This window comes from Streptosporangium subroseum, from assembly GCF_900188345.1.
In the GTDB taxonomy this organism is placed as follows: Bacteria; Actinomycetota; Actinomycetes; order Streptosporangiales; family Streptosporangiaceae; genus Streptosporangium; species Streptosporangium subroseum.
On sequence record NZ_FZOD01000001.1, the window covers coordinates 281,837 to 306,918 of the forward strand.

Here is a 25,082-nt window from a genome sequence, read left to right on the forward strand (position 1 = left end):
AGGATCGTCCGGTACCGCATCCGCACGATCCGGCAGGGTCCGCCGGAGGACTGGGAGGGGAAGCGGCGATCGCAGGTCACGCCGTGGCGACAGTGCGCATTCTCCCGCCGCGTCTCGACGGTGTGCGCCGCTGTCGGAGGCCGGGTTCGACGTCGCGAACCCGGCCTCCGACAGCGTGCCGTTACTTGGTCGCGTACGCCCGGATCACGGTCATGGTGACCTTGTTCCCGGCCGAGTCGACCACGTGCCCGCGCAGCGACACGTAGCCGGGCCTGCCCGGGTTCCGGACCACGGCGCTCGACGTGCCGAGAAGTTGGACGACCGGGGCCTTCTGCCAGGTGGCGCCGTCGTCGAACGACACGTCGACGTCGACCTTGCGCACCTTGCCCGCGGTGGCCTGCCGGGTGAAGGTGATCGGGATCGTCATGACCCGACCGGCCTTCGCGGTGTTGGTGAGGTCGAGGTCCGGGGCGAAGCCGATCGCGGTGAGCGGCAGGGCCACGCTCGACGCGTTGTGCGCCGAGTCGAACTCCCACACGGTGTCGCGCCGCGTGGACAGCCGCAGGGAGGGCGCCGCGACGCTGTACTCCAGCCGGTAGCGGGCCCGTCCGGGATCCAGATCGAACCCGGCGTAGGCGCCCTCGCGCTCCCCTACCAGTTTGCCGTCACGGTAGACGGCGATCCGCCCGCCCACGCCGTCGGCCTCCGCGTACCCGAGGTGACCCTCGGCGTCCGCGTAGCCGCCGAGCCGCAGCAGCAGCTCGTCCACCCGCCGTTCGACGATCGGATACTCCGGGTACGCCGGGGTCATCGGGAGGCCGAGCACGGCTCCGTTCCAGCGCTCGGTGTCCTTACGGCCGGCGGCACGGGTTGTCGCCGGCCTGCCCAGCTGAGCCAGGAGCGTGGGGAAGTCCGCCCCCTCGATCCCCTCCTGGACGATCGACTCCCAGGCGGTGTTGCCCACGTAGTACTCCGTACGCGTCCCCGGCAGGGGGACGCCCGGCAGCTCGACGCCGACCGGATACTTGATGCCGGGGACGATCGGGGTGTTGCTCCGCCATCCCACGCTGCCCGCCGCGTTGACCGTGTTGGCCGCGTACTCGGCGCGGACCGTCGCCAGCTCCTTCTGCTTGACGTGCTCGGTGAAGCCGGTGGTGAACGATCCGGTGTGGTGCCATCCGGCCTGGTAGGTGTACGGGCTGCCGCCGAAACCGCCCTTGCCGTCCGGCTTGGCGAACAGCGCGCTCACCAGGGTCGTCAACCCGGACGCCTTTTTTGTCCCCAGGTCCGCGGTGTACAGCGCGCCGGGATCGTCACCGGAGATGCCCGCGATCATGCTGCGGATCTCGCCCGACTGTTCCGCGGACACCGACACCTCCACCGGTGCCGCGCTTCTCTCCGGCATGGTGACGTCGACGGGACGCGCCTTCCGGCCGTCCATGACGAGGCTCACTCCCTTGGTGACCGACAGGTTCGGGTTGGAGATCAGCGTCGACGTGCCGTCGTCGCCGATGGCCAGCGTGGCCGCAAAGTAGGTGCCCATCGGCACGCGGAACGTCGCCTCCGGCTCCAGCGTGTAGAACGTCTGCTCGGTCCTGTGGTTGGCGATCATCGTGACCGACCCCGCCGCCGGTGCTCCGGCACGGTCGAGCGCGCTCACCTTGAGGTCCGCGCTCGGCTCCTCCCTGAAGACGCTGAACGGCGTCTGCACGGCGATGCCCTCGGCCGTCGCCGTCAACCGGCCCGAGAAGACGCCGTACGCGCTCCCCGCGGCATCGAGGTCGGCGCTCAACTCCACCGACGCCTCCCCACCGGCCGGCACGGTCACCGAGGTGGCGCCGAGCGAGAAGAGACCGGACGGGGCGTCGCCGTTCAGGGCCAGGTTCAGCGTGACCGGCGCGGCGGCCGTGTTGCGGTACGTCACGGTGCGCGCGACGTCCTCGTCACCCTGCGGGAACGCCTGGAAACCAAGGTTCACCGAGGCGGGCGAGGTGCTGACGGGCTGCTTCAGCGCCCGCACGATGTCCAGCTCGCCGCCGCCCTGGGCGAACACGTCGAAGTCCGGACTCGGCCTGGCGGAGCCCACCAGCGCCGACTTGCGCTGCTCGGCCGTCCACTGCGGGTGCGCCTGGGTGATGATCGCGGCGGCCCCGGCCACGTGCGGCGTGGCCATCGACGTGCCGGAGTGCGCGATGTACGGTTCGCCGGGCCCGCCGTCCTCGGTGTACGTGCTGCGGGCGGCGACGATGTCCGTGCCCGGAGCGGTGATCTCCGGCTTGACGCCGTAGTCGTCGAGGCGCGGGCCGCGACTGGAGTAGTAGTCCACCACACCGGTCTTGGTGACGGCGCCGACCGCCAGGGCCGCGTCCGCGGACGCCGGGGACCCGATCGACTGCGGGACGCCGTCGTTGCCCGCCGCGATCACGAACAGCGCGCCGTACTCGGCGGTGAGATCGTTGACCGCCTGCTCCAGCGGGTCGACGCCCGGACTGTCCGGGGCGCCGAGGCTCATGTTGATCACTTTGGCGCCGGACGCGGCGGCCCACTGCATGCCTTCGAGGATCGACGATTCGGGGCAGGCGCCCTGGCCGAAGTAGTTGAAGCAGACCTTTCCGTCGAGCAGCGTCGCGCCCGGTGCGACGCCCCGGTTCCTGCCGCCGGACGCCGCTCCGGAGCCGGCGACGGTCGAGGCGACGTGGGTGCCGTGCCCGTTCAGGTCGTGGTCGCCCTCGTAGCCCGTGACGAAGTTCTTCCGTCCCGTGACCTTTCCCACGAGATCCGGGTGGGTGTCGTCGATGCCGCTGTCGAGCACCGCGACCGTCGTCCCGGTGCCGTCCAGGCCCTCGGCCCAGGCGACCGGGGCACCCGTCCGCGGCACGCTGACGTCGAGCGAGAGGGCGCGCTGGCCGTCCAGCCAGACCTTCCCGGTGGTCAGGGAGGTCCGCAGGGCCGGCCAGTTCTTCGCGAGGTCGGCGGTCGGCGTCTTGGCCGCGAACCCGTCGACCGCCGCGAGCCGGCGGCCGGCCGTCAGCCCGCGCGTGGCCGAGGAGTCCGACACGATCAGCGGCAGGTCGGGCAGCCGGTCGTAGTCACCGGCGAGCAGTTCCTCCACGTCGAACAGCCGGCGGTCGAGGCGGTCGGCCCTGAGCAGGGCGATCGCGTCGCTGGGCATGACGTACTGGTGCTTGCCATCGCCATAGCGCAGGAACTGCACGCCGTGGCGGGGTTTCACCGTGATCCGGCCTCCGAAGGAGGTGACCCTGTCGCCGGTGATCAGGGTCACCGTCCTGGCGGTCGCCTCGCCGGAGTCCGGTGAGGCGACCGGTGAGGCGTCCTGTGCCACGCCCAGCGGAACCGGGGCCGGGGCTGGAGTCGGGGCCGGTTCGGCGGCGGCGATGCTGGGGCTGCCCACGAAGGCGGCCACAAACGCGAGGACGAGCGCGCCGTGAGCGGTACGACGGCGTTGCCGCATGGGGGATCTCCGTTTCAACGCGACGGGCGGCGCTCCGTACCCGGATCTCGGGCAGCGGCGTTGCCCGTCGAAAAGGGGGCACTGCAGAAGCAGGGCATGGCGAAGAAAGGCCTCGCGACCTGTCAGATCACGAGGGCCGTCTGCCACACGTGGATAGTGATCAATGCGCAGAATACGCATTGATGGGGCGTTTGATGTTTTGCTGTGACGAAGATCATGTAGGGGGGCGGGTCCGTGGAGCGAGGCGGCGCCACAACATCGGGGGCCAGCGGCAATCTTTGCCTCAACCTGTCAGGCCGCATATGACCAAAGGTCAGATTTAACACAAAAGGAACAAACATTGTGAAAGGGCACATTTTATGAGGATCACGTTGGTACAGGGAGACATCACCGGGCAGGACGTCGACGCCGTCGTCAACGCCGCCAACTCCTCGCTCCTGGGCGGCGGCGGAGTCGACGGGGCGATCCACCGGCGCGGCGGCCCCGCCATTCTCGACGCCTGCCGGAAACTCCGCGCCTCGCACTACGACAAGGGGCTTCCGACGGGCCGGGCCGTGGCGACCACGGCGGGCGAACTCCCGGCCCGCTGGGTGATCCACACCGTCGGCCCCGTCTTCTCCGCCGCGGAAGACCGCTCGGAACTGCTGGCCTCCTGCTATCGGGAATCGCTCCGGGCCGCCGACGAACTCGGCGCGACCAGCGTCGCCTTCCCCGCGGTCTCCACCGGGGTCTACCGCTGGCCGATGGCCGAGGCCGCCCGCATCGCGGTCGACACCGTACGCGCCACTCCGACGCGGGTGATGGACGTACGGTTCGTCCTGTTCACACCGGACGCGTACGCCGCCTTCGAGCAGGCCCTCAACGCTGCGGGACCCGCGGACCAGAACGACTCGGCGCGACGGGATTCCGGAGGAAAGGGCACATGATCACCACTTGGCCAACGCCGCCGGGCCGGGCGTCTTCTTCGCCGCAGGCGACCTCGCCGCACGGATCGGCCCCCAGCCTGTGAGAAATCGCCCAGGAGGGCACACTGAAGAGCATGAAGATGGAACGGGAAGCTCTCGCCGGGTTGCGCCACGAGCGGGGAGACGAGGCGGTCGGCCTCGTCAAAGCCGCGCTCAGCGCGCTGACCGGTGAGGACGGCCTGGAGGCGATCACCGCGCTACGGCTGTGTGAGTTCCTCTGGCACACGCTTCCGAGCACCTGGCTCGTCGACGATCCCGAACGGGTGACCACCGCGCTGGGCCGCTTCTTCACCCTGGTCGGCCTGGATCGCTACGCCGGGATCTGCACCTCCGCCACGACCAGGGACCTGCTGGCCGCCTACGCCACCGAGGGAACGGACGCGGGCCGGGACGCCTATCGCACCGCGCTGCACGAGACGGGCCTGATTCCGCCCGACACCGGGGTGCTGGCCTGGGGCGACTTCAGCGGCGCCGAGGAGAGCGCCGCCCACCACGCCGCCTCGGCCGCCATCGAGCTGGCCATCGCGTCCGGTGATCTTCGGGTCGGGGCACGCGGCTGGGAGAAGACGCGGGCGGCGGTGGTGGAGCGCCACCTGACCGCGCCCCGGCCGGGAGGATCCTGGCTGGAGCGGGTCCACGCCGAACGCCTGGAAACCTGGACTCGCCCGCGCAACCGGCGCAGAGCCGAACTGTGCCGTGCGGTCGTCTCCCAGCTGCGGCAGCCCGTCCTCGCCCCGCCCGGCGCGTTCACGCTGTTGCGCTGGCTGCTGGACAAGGCCGCCGACGGGCTGCCGCTCACCGATCGGCACTACATCGTCCCGCGACTGGTCACCGAGGCCGTCGACCTGTTCGGCTGGCGCGAACTCCTGGTGGGCACCCTCACCCGCGAGTTCGACGTCTTTCCCCTGCAGAGCATTCGCGAGCTGGCCACCAGGGAGATGAAGGCGGTCCGCCGTACCGGCAAGCAGCTCGTCCTCACCCCGCTGGGCCGCCGCATGCTCGCCGACGAGACCCTGCTGTGGAACACGGCGGTCTCGGCCGTGATCGGCCAGGGACACGCGTTCACCGTCACCGCCCGGGAGGTCATGCTGATGCTGCTCACCGTGCACGGCCCCATGAACGCCGAAGACCTCGAGCGGGACACGGTCGAGGTCCTCGGTCAGGAGTGGGACACCTCCGGCGGGCTCGCCCAGTCGGTCCGCGAGGAACTGGCCGTCATGCGTCACCGGCTGTGGGCACTCGACTGTCATCACCCCGCGCGCTCGTTCGACGCCCCCTTCGCGCTCACCTCGCAGGGCGCCGCCGCCGCCAGAGCCGCGCTGCGCGCCCACGCCCTGCGCCCACGCCACGCACCCGGCCTGGACTGACACCGTTTCGACCGCCCCTGACGGGCCGGTGTCCGGCGGCGTCGCCGTGGGAGATGTGGCACCGAACAGATGAACCGTCTCGCCGCGGAGAGCGGTTACCCGACGACGTCCGGGGCGTGATCCGCGACCACCACGCTCATCTGCTCCGACCGGCCGTGCTCATTGGCTGTGCGTCGAGGAGCTGTGATAGTCGGTGTAGGTGTAGGGATTGTCGAGGATGGTGGTTTCGGGGATGTCGGGGTTCATCCCCTTTTGCCATGCCTCTTCCCCCATCGTCGACCGCAGGTGATCGACGGTCTGCTCGATCCGGCGGCGGGCCGCGGCGAGATCGACGTCGACCAGGCGGTGCTCGTGCTTCACCACGCGGCCGTTGACGATGACGGTGTGCACGTCCCCGCGCTGGGCCTGGAACGCGACGTGTCCGAAGGGGTTGAGCAGCGGGAAGGAGACGGGCGAGTGCTCGTTCTTGATGAGGACGACGTCGGCCTTCTTCCCGGCCTCGATGCTGCCGAGCTCATGGTCGCGACCGAGGGCGCGGGCCCCGCCGCGGGTGGCCCAGTCGACGACCTGGTCGGCGCGCAGGCTGCCGTGCGTGACGGTGTCGCCCTTGGCCTGCGCCTGCATGTGCTCGCGGGAGCGGTCGGCGCCGAGCGTGGTGCGCATGGCGGAGAACAGGTCACCGCTCCACCAGACGCTGGTGTCCATCGAGAGCGAGACCGGGATGTCGTGGGCGCGGATGGCCCAGGTGGGCGGGTAGCCCTGGCCGGCGCTCTGCTCGCTCTCGGTGGAGACCGAGATGGAGCCGCCGGTGGCGGCGATGCGGTGGTAGGAGTCCGCGGAGAGCGAGGCGGCGTGCACGTACACCGTCTCGGGGGTCATGAAGCCGTGGTCGTGCATGAGCTTGATGCCGTCGTCGCCGGTGGCGCCCCACACCCCGGCGTGGGTGGTGACCGCGACGCCGAGCTCGCGGGCGACCTCGAAGGCGGCCTTCTCGGGGAAGGCCGGGTCGCCGGTGACGTCGAACGCGATCTGGAAGCCGAACATGTCGTCGCCGGTGATCCGGCGGCTGATGAAGTCGCGGAACTCCGGGGCGCCGGTCCACTCGGCGGGCGGCTGCTGGATGTTGCCGTAGGCGAGCACGAACCGGCCGGGCACCGACTGCAGCGCGTCGGCGGCGGCGTCGGCGTGGTCGACGGTCTGCAGGCCGTGGGACCAGTCGACGACGGTGGTGACACCACTGTCGACAGCCTCGATCGCGGCCAGCAGGTTGCCGGCGTACACGTCCTCAGGGCGGAAGAGCTTCCCGTGCTCCAGGTAGTACCAGACGAAGTACTGGGTCAGGGTCCAGTCCGCGCCGTAACCGCGCATGGCGGTCTGCCACATGTGCCGGTGGGTGTCGATCATCCCGGGCATGACGATGCCGTCGGTCGCGTCGATCACGACGGTGCCCTCCGGCACCGGCAGGTCGGGTCCCACAGCGGCGATCCGGTCGTCGACGATGAGGACGTCGGTGTGCGTGAGCACCTGACGTCTGTCGTCCATCGGCAGCACCGTGCCGCCCCGCAGCACCACGGGCCGCCCGGGCCCGAACTCGGTCCGCTCGCTCATCGACGAACTCCTCACCATGTGTACAACCGGTTTCGCAGCGTAATCCGATCTACCGGACTCATGTCCGCCAAACGGTCACCCCTGTTCGCTGCCACCTTTATGAGCATCTAGGCCAATGTCAAGGGGTACGGTGAACTGCTTGACACCTGTTCGGAACCTGCCAGAATCAAATTCGCGGACGAATGTCCACTAGACGGACACAGGGGGAAGCTGGATGGCAGACGATGCCGTACCGGAGAGATCGACCGGAGGCGGGCCACTGTCCGGCGTGCTGGTGGCCGACTTCTCCCGGGTCCTGGCGGGCCCGTACGCCACGATGCTCCTGGCGGACATGGGCGCCGAGGTCATCAAGGTCGAGGGCCCCAAGGGGGATGACACCCGAGCCTGGGTGCCCCCGGTGCGTGACGAGGTCTCGACCTACTACCTCGGGATCAACCGGGGCAAACGATCGATCGCGCTGGACCTGCGCGACGAGGCCGACGCCCAGGTCGCACGGGAGCTGGCCCACCGCGCCGACGTGCTGATCGAGAACTTCAAACCGGGCGGGCTGGACAAGTACGGGCTCGGCTTCGAGGCCGTGAAGGCCGCCAACCCCGGCATCGTATACGCCTCCATCAGCGGGTTCGGTTCCGGCGCCGGCAGGCACGTGCCGGGCTACGACCTGATGGTCCAGGCCATCTCCGGCCTGATGAGCCTCACCGGAGACCCGGACGGCCCGCCCTACCGGGCCGGGATCTCGGTGTTCGACGTGATGGCCGGCAACCACGCCGTCATCGGCGTGCTCGCCGCGCTGCGGCACCGCGACCGCACCGGTCAGGGTCAGCACATCGAGGTCAACCTGCTGTCCTCGGCGCTGACCGGGCTGGTCAACCACAGTTCCGCCTACGTCGCCGGCGACGTCGTGCCCTACCGCATGGGCAACGCGCACCCGAGCGTGTTCCCGTACGAGCCGCTGCCCACCGCGGACAACGACCTCATCGTCGCCGCCGCCAACGACGGGCAGTTCCGCAAGCTGTGCGAGGTCCTCGGCATCCCCGAGATCGCCGACGACCCGCGGTTCGCCCGCAACGCCGACCGCACCGAGCGCCGCGAGGAGCTGCGCCCCATTCTCACCGAGCGGCTCGCCAAGCGCGGCGCGGTCGAGTGGTTCGAGCTGCTGGTCGAGGCCGGGGTGCCGAGCGGGCCGATCAACACCATCGACGGCGGGTTCGCGATGGCCGAGCGCTTCGGGCTCGACCCCGTCGTCGAGGTCGGCGAGGGCGACCGCGCGATCCCGACGACGCGGCATCCGATCAGGTTCTCCGAGACGCCGGTCACTTATACTCTGCCACCACCCGAGCTTGACGAGCACGGCGCGGAGTTGCGCAGGTGGCTGACCGGCCCGCAGGAGGACGACCGTGGCTGAGCAGACGGAGAGACCGGAGTATGCCACCGCGCTCGGGGCCTCGTCCCTGAAGAAGATCACCCTGCTCGGCCACGACCTGGCGGAAGACGTGATGGGCACGGTCGGGTTCGGGGAGCTGGCGTTCTGGCTCGCGACCCAGCGACGGCCCACGCCGGGAGAGACCCGGGTGTTCGAGGCCGTGCTCGCCGCGCTGGCCGACCACGGGTTCACCCCCACCGCGATCGTGACCCGGCTGACGTACCTCTCCGCGCCGGACTCCATCCAGGGCGCGCTCGCGGCCGGGCTGCTCGGCGGCGGGTCCCGCTTCCTGGGCGTCACCGAGGACTGCGGCCGGTTCCTGCACGACGTGCTGACCTCGGCCGGCGACGCGCTGCCGGCCGACGACGCCGGCTGGGACGCCCTGGCCCTGGACACCGTACGGGCTCAGCGGGAGGCGAAGAGGTTCGTCCCCGGCCTCGGCCACCACGTGCACAAGGAGGGCGACCCCCGCACCCCGCGGTTGATGCGGATCGCCGCCGAGGAAGACCTGTTCGGGCCGCACCTGTCGCTCTTCGCCGCGATCGGCCGCGTCCACCCGCAGGTGCTGGGCAGGACGTTGCCCCTCAACGGGGCCGGTGTCTGCGGAGCCGCGCTGGCCGACCTGGGCCTGCCGCTGGAGCTGCTGCGCGGCTTCGCCCTGCTCGCCCGCACCGCCGGGCTGATCGGGCAACTCGCCGAGGAGCTACGCCGCCCGGTGGCCAATGACATCTTCCTGTCGGTGGACCTGAACAACCGGTCCGTAGCCCCCGAGCCCTACACCCCCGCCGATGCCCATGGAGGTTCGCATGGCTGAACTGGTCGCGGTGATCGCGTCCACTCACCACCCCTTCTACTACCGTGCCAGCACCGCCGTCGGGGACGACCGTCCTCCGTTCGCGGACGAGTGGGTGCGCAAGGTGGAGGCGTTCAGGGAAACCCTGACGAAGGCGCGGCCTGACGTGCTGGTCATGGTGGGCTCGGACCATTTCCACCAGTTCTGGCTGGACAACATGCCCCAGTTCCTCGTCGGCAAGGCCCCCTTCTACGACGCGAACTTCTACAACGAGGAACGCGAGTTCGGCCTGCCGAAGATGCTCCTGACGGGCCAGGAAGACCTCTCGGCCTACGTGCTGCGGGAGGGCCTGGACGCCGGATTCGACCTCGCCTTCTCCAACGAGCTGCGGATCGACCACTCCATCACCTGCCCGATCATCACCCTGCGCCCGCAGAACGACCTGCCGATCGTGCCGATCTACACCAACATCTTCGCCCCTCCCCTGCCGCAGCCGAAGCGGTTCGTGCAGCTCGGGCGCACCATCCGCCAGCTCATCGAGTCCTGGCCGGAGGACAAACGGGTAGCGGTCATCGGCACCGGGCACCTGTCGCTCGAACTCGGCGGACCGCGCCAGTTCGGGCCGACCGGACCTGACCCGCAGTTCGACCGCAAGGCCGTCGAGTGGATCTCGTCGGGAGACATCGAGGGCTGCCTGTCCGAGGTCACCCTCGACAGCCTCCACCTGCCCGGCAACGCCACCCACGGCTTCATGGACTTCATGCTGATGATGGGCGTCGCTGGCGAAGGCCGGAAGGCCGACTACGTCGACACCTACGACCTGTTCCACACCATGGAGGCCTACTTCACCTGGTATCCGAACGGAGGCAGGTCATGAGCAAGTATCTGCTGAACAAGTTCCTGTACACCGTCGACCGCGACCCCGAGCTCGTCGAGCGCTACCGCGAGGACCCGCGAGCCACGGTGGCGATGTGGGAGACCGAGTACGCCAACCGCATCCTCAACTGTGTCGACGGCGAGTCCTCCACCTGGCTGCGGTTCGACGACACCGAACGCGAGGCCCTGGCCGCCCACGACTACCCGGCGCTGTTCGAGCTGGGCGCGCACCCGTTCCTGACGCTCACACTGTTCATCGCCATGTTCGAACGCGACCACGAGCCGATGGGCTTCCAGACCGAGTACGCCCGGCGGCTCGCACACGTGTCGATGCCCTACCCCGACATCGCCACCTGAGCCATGCGCGCCGCGGAGATCCAGAGTCCCGGCCGGCCGCCGTCGGTGGTCGGCCGGGACGCGCCACCGATGACGTCACCGAGCTGGCGGCGCGCTTCGCCGCCGTCGCCGACGGGCCGGCCGACCTGGTGCTCGACCCGCTCTTCGGCCCACCGGCCGCGGCGGCCGCCCGCACCCTGCGGACGGGCGGCAGGCTGGTCAACCTCGGCAGCTCCGCCGCCGAGACCTGCCCCATCGACTCCTCCACGCTCCGCAGCAGATCGCTGCGACTGCCCGGCTACACCAACAACGAGCTGAGCCCCGAACAGCGCGCCGCGGCGATCACCCTGATCGCCGAGCAGGTCGTGCTCGGACGGCTGGCCGTCACCCACGAGATCGTTCCGTTCGGCGACGCCGAGTCGGCGTGGCTGCGCCAGGCCGACGGCACCGCGGCGGGCCGGATCGTCCTGACCTTCTAGTCGGTGACCTCACTGTGTGGCCTGGACTGCCAGAGCGCCCACTCGGCCGAGATGTCCCCGGCCGTACGCAGGAGCCGGGGCAGGTGTTCGTCGACGAGGGTGTCGAGGCTGGTCTCCGCGGCGTGGACGGTGACGTTCATCGCCGCGCGTACGACTCCGGTCCCGTCGCGGACCGGAACGGCGACGGAGCGTACGCCCGGCGCGAGCTCCTCGTCCGCCAGCGCCCAGCCCCGGGCGCGGATCGAGAGGAGCTCCTTCTCGACGTCCTCCCGGGTGCGCGGCGTGAACTCGGGAAGACGGGACCGGCTGGGCTGGGCCAGCACGCTCTTGAGGACGTCCGCGTCCAGGGCGGCCAGGAGCACCTTGCCCTGCGAGGTCTGCAACGCCGGGAACCGGGTGCCGATCTCCACCCGGAGCGCGATGATCTTCGGCACCGAGACCCGGGCGACGTAGACGATGTCCGACCCGTCGAGCTGCGCCATGGAAGAGGACTCGCCGGTGCTCCTGACCAGCTGTTCCATGTGCGGGCGCGCGATGTTCCAAAGACCGAGCGAGCTCACGAAGGCGACGCCCAGGCTCAGCACGCGCGGGGTGAGCGTGAACTGGCTGCCGTGGGAGCGGACGTAGCCGAGCTCTTCCAGGGTGAGCAGCAGCCGCCGGGCCGTCGGCCTGGCCAGGTTGACCGCGGCGGCCACCTCGCTGAGGCTCATCTGGGGCCGATCCGCGTCGAAGCACCCCAGCACGTCGAGCCCGCGAGCCAGCGCCTCGACGAAGTCCGGACCTTCTCCGCGTCCCGCCATCTTCAGGTGTCCCCCGTGTTCCAGGTCGCGGCCATGTGACCGAAATACTGCCGCCAAGCCTATGGGAAAGCTGAAAGAAACCCTGACAGCATCGTTTCGACTCTGCTGTGCCTCGACGCTCCGCTCTGCGTACACCCGTTCGCCCGGCTTGATCAACCGCTCCGCGGTCATCCCACCGGGCGCCACGCGCTCGTCCGAACCCGATCGACCGCCGCGTGGTCGATCCCTTGTGCGTACACACGCTCGCCCGGCTCGATCGAAGCTCACCGCGCGTTCGTCCGAACCCGATCGACCACCGCGTGGTCACTGGGGAACGGACGGCCCGGCACCCCTGGCGTACAGGTCGGCGATGTGGCCCGCGAGCGCGGTGAAGAAGCCCGCGAAGCCGAGCAGCGTGAGCAGGGCGCCGGCGATCACGTCGTTACGCGTGGCCGCCGTCCAGGTCGTGCCGTCCGGTTGCTGGCCGGTCACGAACGGCGCGGCGACCAGCCAGATCCCGGTCGCGAAGAGCAGGCCGATACCGATGATTCCCAGTCTGCTCATCGTCGCTCCTCCGTAGGTCGGCCGGCCTTCTGGGCCGCGTACTCCAGCTGATCGGCCGCCAGCGCGGTTACCAGGGGCTTGAGCAGGCTGTGCAGGTCCTCGATCGTCGGCTCGGTCGCGGCGGGGACCGGCGGCTCCTCCGGCACACCCGGCTGCGGGACGGGACGCTCGGGGAGAAGCCCGTCGTCGCGGAGCCGGGTCCGCCAGGCCCGCACCCACACCACGATGGTGATCAGGGAGAGCGCGCACACTCCCGCCCCCGTCCACAGGTCGACGTCCGACGCGGTGCCGCCGGACGGGTAGTCCAGCGCGTACGGCGCGAGCAGCAGCCACGTCCCCACGCCCAGAGCGGCGGTCGCGGTGATCACACCGGCCAGATAACGCGTCATTTCCTCTCCTTTTCCGTCAATGCTGCGAGGAGGACCTGTCCGGCCAGCGGTCTGAGAACCTGACGGGAGGCCGCGCGGGCGCGCGTGACGTCGTCACCGGCCTGATCGGCGGGGGCAAGCCGGGCGGCGGCCTCGACCAGCCGCGGTGATCCGCCCTGTTCGAGCCGGTCGGCGAGCCAGCTGAGGGCGACGCCGGTCACCGCGAGGGTCACCGCGCTCGGCCGCGTGGGCCCGCCTCCGCGCAGCGGTATCTCCTTCAGGAACAGCGCGAGCAGCAGGCTGGCGACCGCGAACGGTATCGCCCACAGGTAGACGGCCTGAACCGCCACGGTGAACGCCTCCAGCAGCTGCCGCAACTGCGCGGCGGGAAGCTGTCCGAGAAGGACGGGATCGAGCTGTACGGCCTGCGCCGGCAGACCTGCGTCGCTCAACTCCTCCTCCAGGGCGCGGATCTGGATCGTGCCGAACAGCGCGGTCCCCAGCGAGCCACCGAGCGTGCGGAAGAAGGCGATCGCGCTGGACGCGCTGCCGATGTCGCCGGGCCGTACCGCGTTCTGGGTCGCCACCAGCGGCACCTGCATGAAGCCGCCCACCCCGAGGCCGACCACGACGGTGAAGGCCAGGAGCACGGCCGTGGAGGTGTCGACCTCGACGAGGCTGAGCAGGTAGAGGCCGCCGGCCAGGATCGCCGCGCCCAGCACGGATATCGCCCGGTATCGGCCCGTCCTGGAGATCAGCCATCCGCTCACCATGGAGGCGGCGATCACCCCGCCGGTCAGGGGGACGAGGGCGAGCCCGGATTCGGTGGCCGTGTCGCCGCGGACGATCTGGAAGTAGGCGGGCAGGTAGACGATGGCGCCGAAGAGCGCGACCCCCGACAGCAGCGACAACCCCGCGCTGACCGCGACCACGGGATGGGCGATCACCCGGGGCGGCAGGATCGGTTCGGACGCCCTGCGCTGCCAGGCGGCGAAGGCCACGGTCAGGCAGACGCCCACACCCGCGAGACCGATGATCTGCCAGGAGGACCAGTCGTACGTCCGGCCGCCCCACACCGTGACCATCAGGATGCAGCACACCGCGGCGGTCAGGAGGACGGCCCCGAGATAGTCGATGCTGTGCTGCACCCTCCTGCCGGGCAGGTGGAGCGTGGCCGCGACCACGGCGAGGGCGACCGCCCCGAGCGGGAGATTGATCCAGAAGATCCAGCGCCAGGTGGCGTGGTCGGTGAAGAAGCCGCCGACCAGCGGCCCCGCGACACTGGCCAGGCCGAACACGCCGCCGAAGAGCCCCTGGTAGCGACCCCGGTCGCGGGGCGGGACGACATCGGCGATGATCGCCATCGCGAGCGCCATGAGCCCGCCGCCGCCCAGTCCCTGAACGCCTCGGAAGATGATCAGCTGAACCATGTTCTGGGCGAGACCGCACAGGACGGAGCCGATCAGGAAGATGACGATCGCGCTCTGGAAGATCCGCTTGCGGCCGTACAGGTCGGAGAGCTTGCCATACAGCGGGGTCCCGGTCGTCGAGGCGAGAAGGTAGGACGTGACCACCCAGGAGAGCTGGTCCAGCCCGCCGAGCTCCTGCGCGATCGTGGGCAGCGCGGTGGCCACGATCATCTGGTCCAGGGCGGCGAGCAGCATGGCGAGCATGAGCCCGGCCATCACGAGCCGGATCTGCGCGCGAGTCAACAACGACAACCCCCGCTTCGGTCACTATTTGTAGCGATGACCTTACGCAGAGAGTCGGTGTGACGCATGGAGAATCAACATATCTTCCGCCATACGGCTCTGACCATGGGTTTCACGGAAGAGCGAGCCGGTCGACGTTCTCCGGCCCGGCACCTCGGCGCGGCGCCCCACCCTGGTTCAGCAGGCTCCGTACGTCGTCGGCCTCCGGCAGGTTCCGCCGGGTGAAGATCTCAAGCGCCTCGGTCAGGCACGCCTCCGCCCGGCCCGGCTGGCCGAGCTGGGCGAGCGCCTGGCCGAGTGAGACGAGCGCCTTGCCCTGAACCCATTCCTCGCCCGCCTTCGCCATGATGGCCAGCGAATCCTCGGCGCAGTCGACGGCGCGGTCGGGCCGCTTCAGATCGAGGTAGGTCTCGGCCATCCGCTGCAGGGTCGCCCCCTTTCGGACGCGCTGCTTGAGCCGCCGATACTCCTCTCGCGCCTCCAGGAGTCGGGAGAGCGCCTCCTCCGGGCGCCCGGCCTCGCGCAGCACGATGGCCAGCTGGTACACGATGTCGGGATCCATCCTGCCGCCCAGCTCATGCGTGATGCGGTTGGCCAGTTCGGCGGTCTCCACCGCCTCGTCGATCCTGCCTTCCGACGCGAGCACGAGCGACAGGTTGCCCAGACCCTTGGTCTCCAACCAGTGATCACCGAGCGAGCGCCAGGTCTCGATCGCCTCACGGTACATCGCGATCGCCTCGGTCCTCGACCGCTGGCCATGGTGGCCCATGGCCAGCAGGTTGAGACTCTTCGCGTACATCGCCAGGTCGCCCTCGGCGAGGCTGAGGTCACGTGCGACGACGCCGTCCTCGATCGCCGCCTCGGCGAATCTGCGGCCTATCCAGAACTCGCCGCGCAGGCAACGCGCGTGCGCCTCGGCAGCGCGTTCCCTCCGAACCTCCGCCGCCTCGATGAGCACTCCCGCCGTCCGCTTGTAACGCTCGGGAGCCGCGTCGATCTCCAGTACGTCGGATGCCATGTCGAGCAGCCGTACCGCGTCGAGGAGCGCGCTGCCCGGGGTCTGGGCGACCTGGTGAACGCAGCTGAGCACCCCCCGTTCCTCCTCCTCCGCCCAGCCGACCGCGGCGTCCTTGTCCGCGAAGCACGGCCCGCTCCGGATCGTCCGGCCCGGCTCGGGCACCGGGACTCCCGGGAAGGTCAGCTGGAAGACCGTCGTTATCCCGGCGAGGTAGAAGTCGAGCAACCGGCCCACCACGGCCCGCCGTTCCTCCTCGTCGTCCAGCCGCGACCGCGCGAAGATCTTGAGCAGGTCGTGGTAGCGGTAGCGGCCGGGAGAAGGCGACTCGAGCATGCTCACATCCACCAGTGCCTCGCAGGCCTCCTCCGCCTCCCACTCGTCCAGATCGAGCACGGCGGACGCCGCCGCCAGCGAGAAGTCAGGTGTGTCGGGGATCGCCAGCAGCCGGAACGCCGAGGCGTGTGCCGCGTCGAGCTGGTCATAGCCGAGAGCGAACGTCGCCTCGACCGCCAGGTCTCCCACGCGCAGCTCCGCCAGACGCCGACGCTCGTCGATCATTCGATCGCGCATCCTGGCCACGCTCCAGGCGGGCCGCGCCGCCAGCCGCGAGGCCACGATCCTGATCGCCAGAGGCAGGTTCCCGCACGCGCTGACCAGTTCCCCCGCCGCCTCGCGCTCGACGGCCACTCGTGGCTCCCCCGCCACCTTGGCCATCAGCGCCATCGCCTCGTCGTGGTCCATCACGCCCAGGTTCACCTGCCGCACGCCGGACAATCCGGCCATCTGCGCGCGGCTCGTCGTCAGCACCGCGCACCCGGCGGACCCCGGAAGCAGCGGCCGCACCTGTGCCGCGTCCGCGGCGTTGTCCAGCACCACGAGCACCCGCCGGTCCGCCAGCGCGGAACGGTACAGGGCCGATCGCTCGCTCAGTTCCGCCGAATCGGCCGAGGCGTCCACCCCGAGGGAACGCAGAAAGGAGCCGAGCACGGTCTCCGGCAGTAGAGGCCGCGCGCTCGTCCCCTGGAGGTTCACGAAGAGCTGGCCGTCGGGATAGTACGGCGCGAGCCGGTGCGCCATGTGGACGGCCAGGGTGGTCTTGCCCATGCCGCCCGCACCCGACAGCGCCGAGATCACCAGCGCCGAGGCGTTCCCCGACCGGAGTTCCCCCACCATCGCCTCGATCTCGGCCTCTCTCCCGGTGAAGTCCGCCGCGTCCGCGGGGAGTTGCCGGGGCACCTGCCTCGCGATCGGTTTCACGACCTGCTTCGAGCCGAGGGCGGGGTCGGCCGTGATGATCCTCTGGTAGAGCTCCGCCAGCTCGGGAGAGGGGTCGATACCGAGATCTTCGGCGAGCAGCTTCCGGGTGTCGATGAACACGCCTATCGCCTCGGCCTGCCTTCCCGAGCGATACAGGGCCAGCATGAGCAGGCCGGAGAGCCGCTCCCTGGCCGGATGCTCCCCGCAGAGCGCGGTCAACTCGGCGATGGCCTCGGTGTGCCTGCCCTCCTCGACGTCCTGGGTGAGCCTGCGCTCCAGCACGGCGAGTCGCCGTTCCGTGATGTGCGCTCGCTGAGACCAGACGTAGTGCCCCTCCAGTCCGGCGAGCGGCTCCCCCCGCCAGAGTGCCAACGCCTCGCGGTACCTTCCCTTGCGGGACAGCTCCTCCATGGTGACCAGGTCACAGACTCCGCCTACGAGGGCGTACCCGTTCCCGATGGAGATGACCGTTTTAGCGCCCAGGACGGCGCGCAGGCGCGAGACGTAGGTCCGCAACGTGCTCAGGGCGCTGCGTGGAGGATCGTCGGCCCAGACGGCGTCGAGCAGGTGGTCATGGCCGACCGCCTTGCCCTCGGCCAGAAGGAGGACGGCGAGAACCAGCCGTTGCTGGGGCGAGCCGAGCTCTACCTCGTCGCCGTCCCGCCAAGCGCGTACCGGTCCCAGTATCGAGAACCGGAGTCCATGATCACTCATCCGACAGCGCGCTCTTCCGTTCGTCCCTCGGCCAATCCCATGGCGACGCCGCTCCCTCTCCGAGGCACCGTTCCGCGAGCTCAGAGGGATTTCATTTCGCTGCGCCACAACGTGCCGACTCAGCATCGTATGGCAGGTATTGTCATTCGGTTTCAGCCGCCGGTGCTCCGAAGGCCGGGCGTGGTGATCAGCCAACATCGCCGTATAACCGGTGCATGGACCGGCAGGATCCCGAGATTCCGCGCACAGGACAGAAGCGGCCGTTGTGAAATTCTCCGTGCTCTGTCCGTACCGGAGCCGGTGCCTACAACCTGTCCACCCGGCGTAGGAACCCGCGCACGTCCAGGAAGTCGGAGAGCGACCGGCGGTGCTCCTCGCAGGCCGTCCAGATCTTCTCCCGCTCGGGCGTGTGGATCTTGGGGTTGTTCCAGACCACGGCGTACACCGCCGTCGCCTGGCAGCCCTTCGCCGAGCAGACCACCGGCTCACTCATCCGCGGCGTACCTCTGTCAACAAGATCCCGGCCTGGCGGCGATGCCCGTCCTCGGCCCGCATCGTCCCGGGAGCCCCCGGCTGAGGCATCGACTCATCCATGGGCCCCAGCCTGTCATGTCGCCGCGGCTCCGAAGACGGCGGCGCTCGTGTTTCACCCGCTCGCCCACGTCATCGCCAGAACCGGGCGGCGGGGCGATCGCTCCAGTTAATCGCCGAAGCCGCGTTGCGACGCGAGATCGCCCCTTTGAATTACGCCACTATTCACATCGCCCGGATCGATCCTCACATGCCACGGGAGACCTAGATCAATGCTCCGAGCATGCGAACCATCAGCCACTCGCGGAGGCCGGGATCATTGGGATGCGGCTGAGACTCGTTCACGGCCTCGAAGCCCAGACGCTTGTACAGACGCGCGGCACCGTCGTTCCCGTCCACGACCCACAGCTCGATCTTGTGATACCCCTGCTCAGCGGCCCATCCCACGACCTCTTCGACGAGCAGGGCTCCGACTCCGGCGCCCCGCGCGACCGGGTCGACCCACATGCTGTAGACCTCGACCGCCCCGCCCCGGCCTTCGGGCACCCAGCCACCGGCGACTCCGACGACCCTGCCCTCGACGAGGGCGATCGCCTTCACCCCGCGCTCCGGCTGCATCCAGTCGCGCCACCGTGCCTCGTCGTAGCCCTGCTCCCGGTCGAGCGACGAGGCGAAGGCCTCCGGTGAGTCAGCCAACGCCACGAGCCTGACATCCCGGAAGATCTCCCAGTCCTCGGGTGTCAGACGACGAACCTCTGCCGGACCCATACGACGCTCCCTCTCCTCAACCGCCTGAAATCCGTACGCTACGGCCTGTCATCCCGCCCGGTCACCCGATTTACCTCCGACGGCTGCCTGCCGTACCGGCGTCACCGTCACACCCGAGCACGGCTATTTCTTGTTGCCGTTCCCCTGGCTCTTCCCGTTTCCGTTTCCGTTACCGTGTCCGTTTCCGTGCTTGATCGGCTTCGGTTTGACGGGCTTGGGGTTTTTCGTGGGACCTCTGGGAGGGCCGATCTCGTGGGGTTCGGGGTTGGGCGGGTTGGGGAGGGGGCCGGACTGCCTGCGGCGTTGAGAAGCGGGAGCGGGCGTGGGCGTGGGCGTAGACGTGGAGGTGGACGTGGAATGGCCCTCGGTCACCGGCTTCACGTGGGGGGTGGGGGTGACCCGAAGCATCGTGATGGGAGTGGTAACGGAAGGAACGGCCCGCTCCGATCGGCCGGGCTCATCGCTCCGCCATTCGGCGGTGACGGTGGTGACGACAAAAATGCCGACGAGCAGGGCCGCGGCGCCGGCTGACAGGCGCCGGTGCTTGGTGATCCGCTGACGTATCGAGGGCGACCGGGGGCCGTCGTCGAAGCGCTCGGCGGTGCTCTGGGCAGCGGTCGGCACCGTAATCAGCCCGGTGGCGAGCGACGCCGCGGCGCCGTCCGTGCCTTCGTCCCACAGGGCGGCCACGTTCCGCAGTTGCTCCTGGAGGCGGACGGCGTCGGTGCGTCGAGCGGGATCCTTGTCGAGCAGACCGGTGATGACGGACGCCAGGGGGCCGGCGTGCCGGAACGGTTCGGGGGCGGCCGTCAGCACGGCGGCGAGGGTGGCCAGTACGGTGCCGCGAGCGAATGGGACGCCGCCTTCCACGGCCGTGTACAGGGTGGCCCCCAAGGACCACAGGTCACCTTCGGCACTCGAAGCGGCGCCGTTGGCACGCTCGGGAGCCATGTAGGCGGGCGTTCCGACGACTATTCCCGTCTTGGTGAGACAGGGGTCCTCATCGAGGGTGCTGGTGGCCAGCCCGAAGTCGGTCAGAATCGCGTGCCCGTCGTCGGTGAGCAGGATGTTGGCGGGTTTGACGTCACGGTGCATGATGCCGGCCGCGTGGGCGGCCTCCAGCGCCGACAGCACCTCCAACCCGATGCGTGTGACGGCGGGAACGGGCAGACGTCCTTCCACGGCGATCGCCTCGGCGAGGCTGCGTGACCTGATGAGCTGCAACACGATCCACGGACGACCGTCGGCCTGCACCACGTCATACACCGCGGCGATGTTGGGATGGCTCAGCCGTGCGGCGAGGCGCGCCTCCCTCATGGTGCGTCCCAGCAGGACCTCGCGCTCCTGCCCGACCAGGTGATCGGGGATCGCGACCTCCTTGACCGCGACCTCACGATCGAGGAACTCGTCATGGGCGCGCCAGACCGTCGCCATGTTGCCGCTGCCCAGCCCAGCCACAAGACGGTACCGTCCGGCCAGCAGCCACCCTTCGTACCGCAAAGAAGCCATGGACCAGCTCTACCCGACGATCAAACCCATATGTCAACGCACGGGCGGCAGGGCCCCGAGGCTCCACATAGGTGCTATCACGCCTGCCCCGATCACTCCAGGAAGAAGTACCAGGCCACAGCGGGTAAAAGGGCACAGCGTGACGCGAGGCCGAGGGTGATGGTGTGGGAAGTCAGGGAGCGTGCTCCCCAAGATCGGGGAGGTACCCACGAGCCCACCGTTCAGGGAGGGCTGCATTGCCCGTATTACCCAGCACCACAAGGCGCACCTGGGCCACCGCCGTGTCACTCGTCATCGCGCTGTCCACCGTCATCCTGACGGTGCCGGCCAGCGCGTCATCGGCCGACATCTCCGGCTACCAGGTCAGGTACGCCACCAGCGACAGCAACTCCAACGACAAAGGCGCCGAGGTCACCTGCCCCGAGGGCACGCGCGTGCTCGGTACGGGAGCCGAGATCATCAGCGTAATCGGCGCCGTTGTCATCGACGAGGTGATACCGACCACGTACACCGTCAGCGCGTACGGGGTCGAGACCGAGGAGGGGACCACGGCCAACTGGTCGATCCGCGTGCGGGCCGTCTGCGGCGACCCCCACGAGTCGACCCGGATCCTCTCCCGGATCTCCCCGCTCAACGGGATGATCCCCGTGTCCGTCACCTGCGACACCGGCGAGTTCCTGCTCGGCACCGGGTACCAACTGGAAGGAGCGCGGGGCACGGCAAGCCTCGACTACGTCATCCCGCAGTTGAACATGGTCTACGCGCACGCGGTGAACAGGTATCCGGCGACGTACACCGACTGGACGCTCCGGGTGTTCGCGATCTGTGCCGAAGACCCGCCACCGGGACTGTGGATCTACTCCGAGACCAGCCAGAGCACCCAGTCCAACAAGCCGCCGGTCGAGGTCGCCTGCGGTGGTGCCGGTGACCGGCAGGTGGTCCTGGGGACCGGTTTCTCCATCGGCAACGGCCACGGCGAGGTCACCCTCGACTACTTCATCCCGACCAGCGACAAAGTCCTGGTCCGAGCGGCCGAAATGGAACCGATGAACGACTACTGGACCGTCAGGGCGTATGCGATCTGCGCCTGGGAGCAGTAACGACGTCTTCCCGGGCAGGCGCCTCTGCCCTCGCCGGAGAAACGGCCGGGCGGCCTGCGAACAGGTCGCCCGGCTTTCCCTTCCGCGTGCCGGGCGTGAGGAGAGCGTCGCCGGCACCCGGACACTGCCCCGTGGTAACGGCGGACAGGGCGCGGCGGCGGAGCACGTGAGCGGTCAGCGGCGGCGGAGCGTGTAAGCGGCCGTCATCGAGCTGCGGACCTTCAAAGGCCGATGTCCGAGGATCCGGCCCCGTCCTTGTCCCGGACACCGGTCTCACTCGTCTCGACGTGAACCGACCGGAGCGCGCCCGGCTCACTCGTCTCGGCGTGAACCGATCGGAGCGCGCCCGGCTTACTCGTCTCGGCATGAACCGGCTGGAGCGCGTCCGGTCGGGAGCGCATCGCCGGCCACACATGCCACGCGACCGTGTAGCAGACCAGAACGGCGCCGCACCCGCCTATCCCGCCCAGAATCACGCAGCGCACCAGGTCGTACAGACTCACCGCGGCACGGTCGCCGCTCCCCAATATGACCGCACCGACACCCGCGGCGCCCACACCGGTGGCCAGGACCCACCCGCGAAGGAGTCCTGTCACGCCGGGCCAGCGTCCCGGCCGTACGGCGGCGCGCCGATACCACAGGGCGAACCAGCAGGCCAGGACCACGAGCCCGCCTAACGAGCTGACGTACATCACCACGTTGAACACCCGATGCGCCCCCACGACCGAGACCCGCATCGCCGGCCAGTGCACCACGGCGAAGCCACCCACCTGGGTGAACCCGTCCCACACCAGGTGCGTGGCGGCACCGATCAGCAACGCGGCCACCACCGCGACCCCGCGCCCGGACGGCGCCCGATCGGGCAACCGCGCACGCACCCCCTCCGGGGCCAGCGCCGTCAACGGCCCGCGCAGCAACAGGTGGAACACGACGAGCACCGCGACCCCCGCGAGCAGATCCACCGGCAACCCGCCCAGCCAGCTGTGGGTGACGTTCGAGGAGAAAGGCAGCGGCACGTAGTACGGCAGATCCGGCACCATCGCGCCGACCGCCAGCGCCGAGGGATGCAGCCATCGCCGCATCGGCAGGATCGCAACGACATGGCTCAGCGTGAAGGGCACGCCCCATTATCAGTGCCCATCGGCGATCATCTCGGACAATCCTGTGGCGCGGGCGACGCCGGAGCGGTCAGGGCTCTGACGGTGGCGCGTCATTCGACGGTGACCCGGTTTGATGAGAGAAGACGCTCTTCCTTCAGACGGAGCGGAAGAAGGCTTTCTTGATCACGTCTTCGAACGGCTTCTCGGTGTGCGCGCCGTTCATGCGCCACCTCGCAGAAGTCGTTCGACATCACGCCAGAACTTGTCGAAGGACGGTGCGGCCTTGCGGGCCTGCTCCATGTCGAAGGCGCCGACCAGTCCCGCTTGATCCACGGTCGGTTTGTACGGCGTGCCATCCGTTTTTCGGGCGGAGAGCCATTCCTTGGCACCCCGGATCCCCTCCGGATCCGGTGGCGGATCCAGCGGATCGGCAAGACCTCGACATCCGGACAGCGACGCCGCAGCGGCCAGGAACCACGCCTCGAACTCCCGGTGGGCGAGCACCACCGAGGTCCCCCTGTCACCGCGCGCCTCACGGGCCCGCTGGAGGAGCGCCGGGCCGAGGGAGGCCGGGCAGTCGTCATCGGAGTCGATCAGCAGCAGGATTCCGCCCGTGCCGGTTACCTGATAAGAAGCCTGGAGAACAGCGTCCTCGACTCCACCGGGGGCGATGAGCTTGCTTCGCGGTATACGGCGCGGCGGAGGAATCCGCACATTCCAGACCGAGAGGGTTTCGGCGATCCTGCGGAGCAGCACGGGAAGCGCGGACACCTCGCCGTCACCCTCCACGATGGAGGCGATCGTGATCGGGTCGATCATTCGCCCGCCTCCGGCTGGAGTTGGCCGCCGCGCATCAGCTCACCGAGAGTGGTCCGTTTATCCTCGACGAGACGGCGGCTGACCTCGTCGACCTTGCCGATGACCGTGACCCCGCCGTTCATCGTCACCACCCGGACGGAGGCCGGATCGAAGTCGTCACGGTCGAGCAGGTCGGCACTCTGCGTGGTGATCACCACCTGGACCCGCTCGCTCGCCTCGGTCAGCGCATCAAACAGCGCCCCGGCGGCGGCCGGATGGAGCGCGGTCTCCGGCTCCTCGATCGCTACCAGCGTTGCCCGCCCGTCCAGTACGGCGGGCTGGAACAGCGCAGCGAGCACGCCCGCCGCGTGAAGCGTCCCTACCGAGATGGCCTCGGGTCCGAACGGCCGCTCCCCATCTCGGGTGCGCAGCTCCACGGTTGAGTACTTATCGATGAGCCGCTCGTCCATACCCAGCGCGTCCGGGACAATTGCCTTGAGATAGTCGTCAATGCGAGCCTTGAACACGGGATACCTGAATGTGAGTTCCCCGAGCACGGATCCGATGCGCTCTCCGGAGTAGTCGATCCTCCCAGTGCGCTGATCCGAATGGAACTGCCGCATCTCATCGACATCCAGATGGTGAAAAAGCATATCCCGGAGGGCGTAATACACATCGCTGAAGTCCTCCTGGGTGGCGGCCAGCGGCAGATAGAGCCGATCCTGCTCGATGCCTCCCCCGCCAATGACCCGCCCAGCCATCACATCGAATCGGATCTCCCCCGATCCAGACTCGCCCTGGCCCCGATGAATGACGCAGTGCTCCTCCAAGACCACCAGCGGCCGGCGTCCTGTGGAGTCCCGGCCGATGGTGAACCCATACTCAACCGGTGTCGGTTGGCCCGCCGCCTCGATTACCAACTCCAGATAGACGGTGAACCGGTCCACAGGCTCGGGCACCCGCCGGAACACCTCGTCCAGACCACCACGCTTGGCCACGGCATCGGCCGGGGTCGACTCCAGCGCATCCGCCACGAACCGCAGCGCGTCGACGAAGTTGCTCTTCCCCGTTCCGTTGGGCCCCAGCAGGACCAGCAACGGGGTGAAGACGACCTCACAGGAGGCGATGCTCTTGTAATCGGTCACCTTCGCTCGCCGTAGGAACGGCAACGCCTGTCCCATCACACCCCCCGCGCCATCATCACATCCATCTGCCCGGTCACCGCCGCTGTGATCAACGTTTGTCCCCGCTCGGACGGCAAGACCGGCTGGACTCCAAGTATTGAACTCATCTCGTCAAGACTCTTATCCATCCGTTGGATTCTCAGATTGACGGCATCACACAGTCCGCCTGCCACCCATCGTCTCCCATCCACATCCTTCAACTCGATCAGCCGGACCCTGAGCTGGTAGATCGGGTCGGCACTCGTCACCGACTCTCCTCGGGATGCTCGGCGGGGATCACAGTCCTCGATGGTTACGTACGGTCATCAGCTCAATTCTGGCGTCCGCCAGATACCCGCAGGCCGGAAAACGCCCAACTGCG

22 protein-coding genes are annotated in these 25,082 nt (G+C 69.1%); 8 read left to right on the forward strand and 14 right to left on the reverse strand.

Translation table 11 applies throughout. The features are described 5' to 3' along the window. Window positions 1-181: 181 nt before the first annotated feature. Entirely contained in the window at window positions 182-3,472 is a 3,291-nt protein-coding gene (locus CHC08_RS01315; protein ID WP_179281830.1) for a S8 family peptidase, read from the reverse strand. Between the two features lie 359 nt (window positions 3,473-3,831). On the opposite strand from CHC08_RS01315, the gene CHC08_RS01320 reads away from it, so the two are divergent. Both CHC08_RS01320 and CHC08_RS01325 read left to right on the forward strand, forming a co-directional pair. After that, complete coding sequence (locus tag CHC08_RS01320; RefSeq protein WP_089205251.1) at window positions 3,832-4,398, forward strand: O-acetyl-ADP-ribose deacetylase; 567 nt, start codon at window positions 3,832-3,834, stop codon at window positions 4,396-4,398. A 113-nt stretch (window positions 4,399-4,511) separates the two neighbouring features. Then, window positions 4,512-5,804: a hypothetical protein gene (locus CHC08_RS01325; protein WP_089205252.1), complete on the forward strand. Its 1,293-nt coding sequence runs from the start codon at window positions 4,512-4,514 to the stop codon at window positions 5,802-5,804. 159 nt (window positions 5,805-5,963) lie between these two features. Here the strand turns inward: CHC08_RS01325 and CHC08_RS01330 are convergent, their stop codons facing one another. Further along, window positions 5,964-7,412, reverse strand: coding sequence for an amidohydrolase family protein (locus CHC08_RS01330; RefSeq protein ID WP_089205253.1), 1,449 nt, complete (start codon window positions 7,410-7,412; stop codon window positions 5,964-5,966). A gap of 214 nt (window positions 7,413-7,626) precedes the next feature. Between CHC08_RS01330 and CHC08_RS01335 the strand changes: the two genes are divergently transcribed. The 5 genes from CHC08_RS01335 (at window position 7,627) to CHC08_RS01355 (ending at window position 11,319) form a co-directional block, all read left to right on the forward strand. Continuing rightward, on the forward strand, window positions 7,627-8,817 hold the full coding sequence (locus CHC08_RS01335; RefSeq protein ID WP_089205254.1) for a CaiB/BaiF CoA transferase family protein: 1,191 nt from the start codon (window positions 7,627-7,629) through the stop codon (window positions 8,815-8,817). Continuing rightward, a complete protein-coding gene (locus tag CHC08_RS01340) occupies window positions 8,810-9,649 on the forward strand; it encodes a citryl-CoA lyase (RefSeq protein WP_089205255.1) in 840 nt (279 codons plus the stop codon). The genes CHC08_RS01335 and CHC08_RS01340 overlap by 8 nt, the downstream gene beginning before the upstream one ends. After that, the gene (locus tag CHC08_RS01345) at window positions 9,642-10,505 is read left to right on the forward strand and encodes a DODA-type extradiol aromatic ring-opening family dioxygenase (protein WP_089205256.1); all 864 of its coding nucleotides are present in this window, start codon (window positions 9,642-9,644) and stop codon (window positions 10,503-10,505) included. Before CHC08_RS01340 ends, CHC08_RS01345 begins: the two co-directional genes overlap by 8 nt. Then, on the forward strand, window positions 10,502-10,861 hold the full coding sequence (locus tag CHC08_RS01350) for a hypothetical protein (protein WP_089205257.1): 360 nt from the start codon (window positions 10,502-10,504) through the stop codon (window positions 10,859-10,861). Before CHC08_RS01345 ends, CHC08_RS01350 begins: the two co-directional genes overlap by 4 nt. Before the next feature lie 83 nt (window positions 10,862-10,944). Next, complete coding sequence (locus tag CHC08_RS01355) at window positions 10,945-11,319, forward strand: zinc-binding dehydrogenase (protein ID WP_275937139.1); 375 nt, start codon at window positions 10,945-10,947, stop codon at window positions 11,317-11,319. Here CHC08_RS01355 and CHC08_RS01360 read toward each other — a convergent pair. The 8 genes from CHC08_RS01360 to CHC08_RS01395 form a co-directional block, all read right to left on the reverse strand. Continuing rightward, a complete protein-coding gene (locus tag CHC08_RS01360) occupies window positions 11,316-12,119 on the reverse strand; it encodes an IclR family transcriptional regulator domain-containing protein (protein WP_089205258.1) in 804 nt (267 codons plus the stop codon). The two genes, CHC08_RS01355 and CHC08_RS01360, sit on opposite strands and share 4 nt — an antisense overlap. Before the next feature lie 303 nt (window positions 12,120-12,422). After that, the gene (locus tag CHC08_RS01365; RefSeq protein ID WP_089205259.1) at window positions 12,423-12,662 is read right to left on the reverse strand and encodes an SPW repeat domain-containing protein; all 240 of its coding nucleotides are present in this window, start codon (window positions 12,660-12,662) and stop codon (window positions 12,423-12,425) included. Continuing rightward, on the reverse strand, window positions 12,659-13,051 hold the full coding sequence (locus tag CHC08_RS01370) for a hypothetical protein (protein WP_089205260.1): 393 nt from the start codon (window positions 13,049-13,051) through the stop codon (window positions 12,659-12,661). The genes CHC08_RS01365 and CHC08_RS01370 overlap by 4 nt, the downstream gene beginning before the upstream one ends. Beyond that, window positions 13,048-14,742 carry an MDR family MFS transporter gene (locus CHC08_RS01375; RefSeq protein WP_089205261.1) on the reverse strand — a complete coding sequence of 565 codons (1,695 nt, stop codon included), beginning with the start codon at window positions 14,740-14,742 and terminating at the stop codon, window positions 13,048-13,050. The genes CHC08_RS01370 and CHC08_RS01375 overlap by 4 nt, the downstream gene beginning before the upstream one ends. Window positions 14,743-14,854: 112 nt before the next feature. After that, a complete protein-coding gene (locus tag CHC08_RS01380; RefSeq protein ID WP_179281831.1) occupies window positions 14,855-17,731 on the reverse strand; it encodes an AfsR/SARP family transcriptional regulator in 2,877 nt (958 codons plus the stop codon). 304 nt (window positions 17,732-18,035) lie between these two features. Continuing rightward, window positions 18,036-18,224, reverse strand: a complete 189-nt coding sequence (locus CHC08_RS01385) for a hypothetical protein (protein ID WP_089205263.1) — start codon at window positions 18,222-18,224, stop codon at window positions 18,036-18,038. A 302-nt stretch (window positions 18,225-18,526) separates the two neighbouring features. Beyond that, window positions 18,527-19,030, reverse strand: a complete 504-nt coding sequence (locus CHC08_RS01390; RefSeq protein WP_089205264.1) for a GNAT family N-acetyltransferase — start codon at window positions 19,028-19,030, stop codon at window positions 18,527-18,529. Window positions 19,031-19,153: 123 nt separating this feature from the next. Beyond that, window positions 19,154-20,539, reverse strand: a complete 1,386-nt coding sequence (locus CHC08_RS01395) for a serine/threonine-protein kinase (protein ID WP_089205265.1) — start codon at window positions 20,537-20,539, stop codon at window positions 19,154-19,156. 236 nt (window positions 20,540-20,775) lie between these two features. Here CHC08_RS01395 and CHC08_RS01400 point away from each other — a divergent pair, with 236 nt between their 5' ends. Continuing rightward, window positions 20,776-21,639, forward strand: a complete 864-nt coding sequence (locus tag CHC08_RS01400) for a hypothetical protein (RefSeq protein ID WP_089205266.1) — start codon at window positions 20,776-20,778, stop codon at window positions 21,637-21,639. A 221-nt stretch (window positions 21,640-21,860) separates the two neighbouring features. Here CHC08_RS01400 and CHC08_RS01405 read toward each other — a convergent pair whose 3' ends face one another. The 4 genes from CHC08_RS01405 to CHC08_RS01420 all read right to left on the reverse strand — a co-directional run bounded on the left by CHC08_RS01405 (window position 21,861) and on the right by CHC08_RS01420 (window position 24,969). Beyond that, window positions 21,861-22,760: a DUF4184 family protein gene (locus CHC08_RS01405; protein WP_089205267.1), complete on the reverse strand. Its 900-nt coding sequence runs from the start codon at window positions 22,758-22,760 to the stop codon at window positions 21,861-21,863. A gap of 198 nt (window positions 22,761-22,958) precedes the next feature. Next, window positions 22,959-23,558, reverse strand: a complete 600-nt coding sequence (locus CHC08_RS01410) for a DUF4276 family protein (RefSeq protein ID WP_089205268.1) — start codon at window positions 23,556-23,558, stop codon at window positions 22,959-22,961. Continuing rightward, complete coding sequence (locus CHC08_RS01415; RefSeq protein WP_179281832.1) at window positions 23,555-24,682, reverse strand: AAA family ATPase; 1,128 nt, start codon at window positions 24,680-24,682, stop codon at window positions 23,555-23,557. Before CHC08_RS01415 ends, CHC08_RS01410 begins: the two co-directional genes overlap by 4 nt. Before the next feature lie 35 nt (window positions 24,683-24,717). Beyond that, window positions 24,718-24,969: a hypothetical protein gene (locus tag CHC08_RS01420; RefSeq protein WP_089205270.1), complete on the reverse strand. Its 252-nt coding sequence runs from the start codon at window positions 24,967-24,969 to the stop codon at window positions 24,718-24,720. Window positions 24,970-25,082 lie beyond the last annotated feature (113 nt).

What these genes read in the sequence shown, in the direction of transcription:
- CHC08_RS01320 (WP_089205251.1), top strand. Translation starts at nt 3,832, where the DNA reads ATGAGGATCACGTTGGTACAGGGAGACATCACCGGGCAGGACGTCGAC.
- CHC08_RS01315 (WP_179281830.1), bottom strand. Translation starts at nt 3,472, where the DNA reads ATGCGGCAACGCCGTCGTACCGCTCACGGCGCGCTCGTCCTCGCGTTT.
- CHC08_RS01345 (WP_089205256.1), top strand. Translation starts at nt 9,642, where the DNA reads ATGGCTGAACTGGTCGCGGTGATCGCGTCCACTCACCACCCCTTCTAC.
- CHC08_RS01390 (WP_089205264.1), bottom strand. Translation starts at nt 19,030, where the DNA reads ATGGGTCCGGCAGAGGTTCGTCGTCTGACACCCGAGGACTGGGAGATC.
- CHC08_RS01410 (WP_089205268.1), bottom strand. Translation starts at nt 23,558, where the DNA reads ATGATCGACCCGATCACGATCGCCTCCATCGTGGAGGGTGACGGCGAG.
- CHC08_RS01370 (WP_089205260.1), bottom strand. Translation starts at nt 13,051, where the DNA reads ATGACGCGTTATCTGGCCGGTGTGATCACCGCGACCGCCGCTCTGGGC.
- CHC08_RS01380 (WP_179281831.1), bottom strand. Translation starts at nt 17,731, where the DNA reads ATGAGTGATCATGGACTCCGGTTCTCGATACTGGGACCGGTACGCGCT.
- CHC08_RS01385 (WP_089205263.1), bottom strand. Translation starts at nt 18,224, where the DNA reads ATGAGTGAGCCGGTGGTCTGCTCGGCGAAGGGCTGCCAGGCGACGGCG.
- CHC08_RS01325 (WP_089205252.1), top strand. Translation starts at nt 4,512, where the DNA reads ATGAAGATGGAACGGGAAGCTCTCGCCGGGTTGCGCCACGAGCGGGGA.
- CHC08_RS01350 (WP_089205257.1), top strand. Translation starts at nt 10,502, where the DNA reads ATGAGCAAGTATCTGCTGAACAAGTTCCTGTACACCGTCGACCGCGAC.
- CHC08_RS01360 (WP_089205258.1), bottom strand. Translation starts at nt 12,119, where the DNA reads ATGGCGGGACGCGGAGAAGGTCCGGACTTCGTCGAGGCGCTGGCTCGC.
- CHC08_RS01395 (WP_089205265.1), bottom strand. Translation starts at nt 20,539, where the DNA reads ATGGCTTCTTTGCGGTACGAAGGGTGGCTGCTGGCCGGACGGTACCGT.
- CHC08_RS01330 (WP_089205253.1), bottom strand. Translation starts at nt 7,412, where the DNA reads ATGAGCGAGCGGACCGAGTTCGGGCCCGGGCGGCCCGTGGTGCTGCGG.
- CHC08_RS01365 (WP_089205259.1), bottom strand. Translation starts at nt 12,662, where the DNA reads ATGAGCAGACTGGGAATCATCGGTATCGGCCTGCTCTTCGCGACCGGG.
- CHC08_RS01335 (WP_089205254.1), top strand. Translation starts at nt 7,627, where the DNA reads ATGGCAGACGATGCCGTACCGGAGAGATCGACCGGAGGCGGGCCACTG.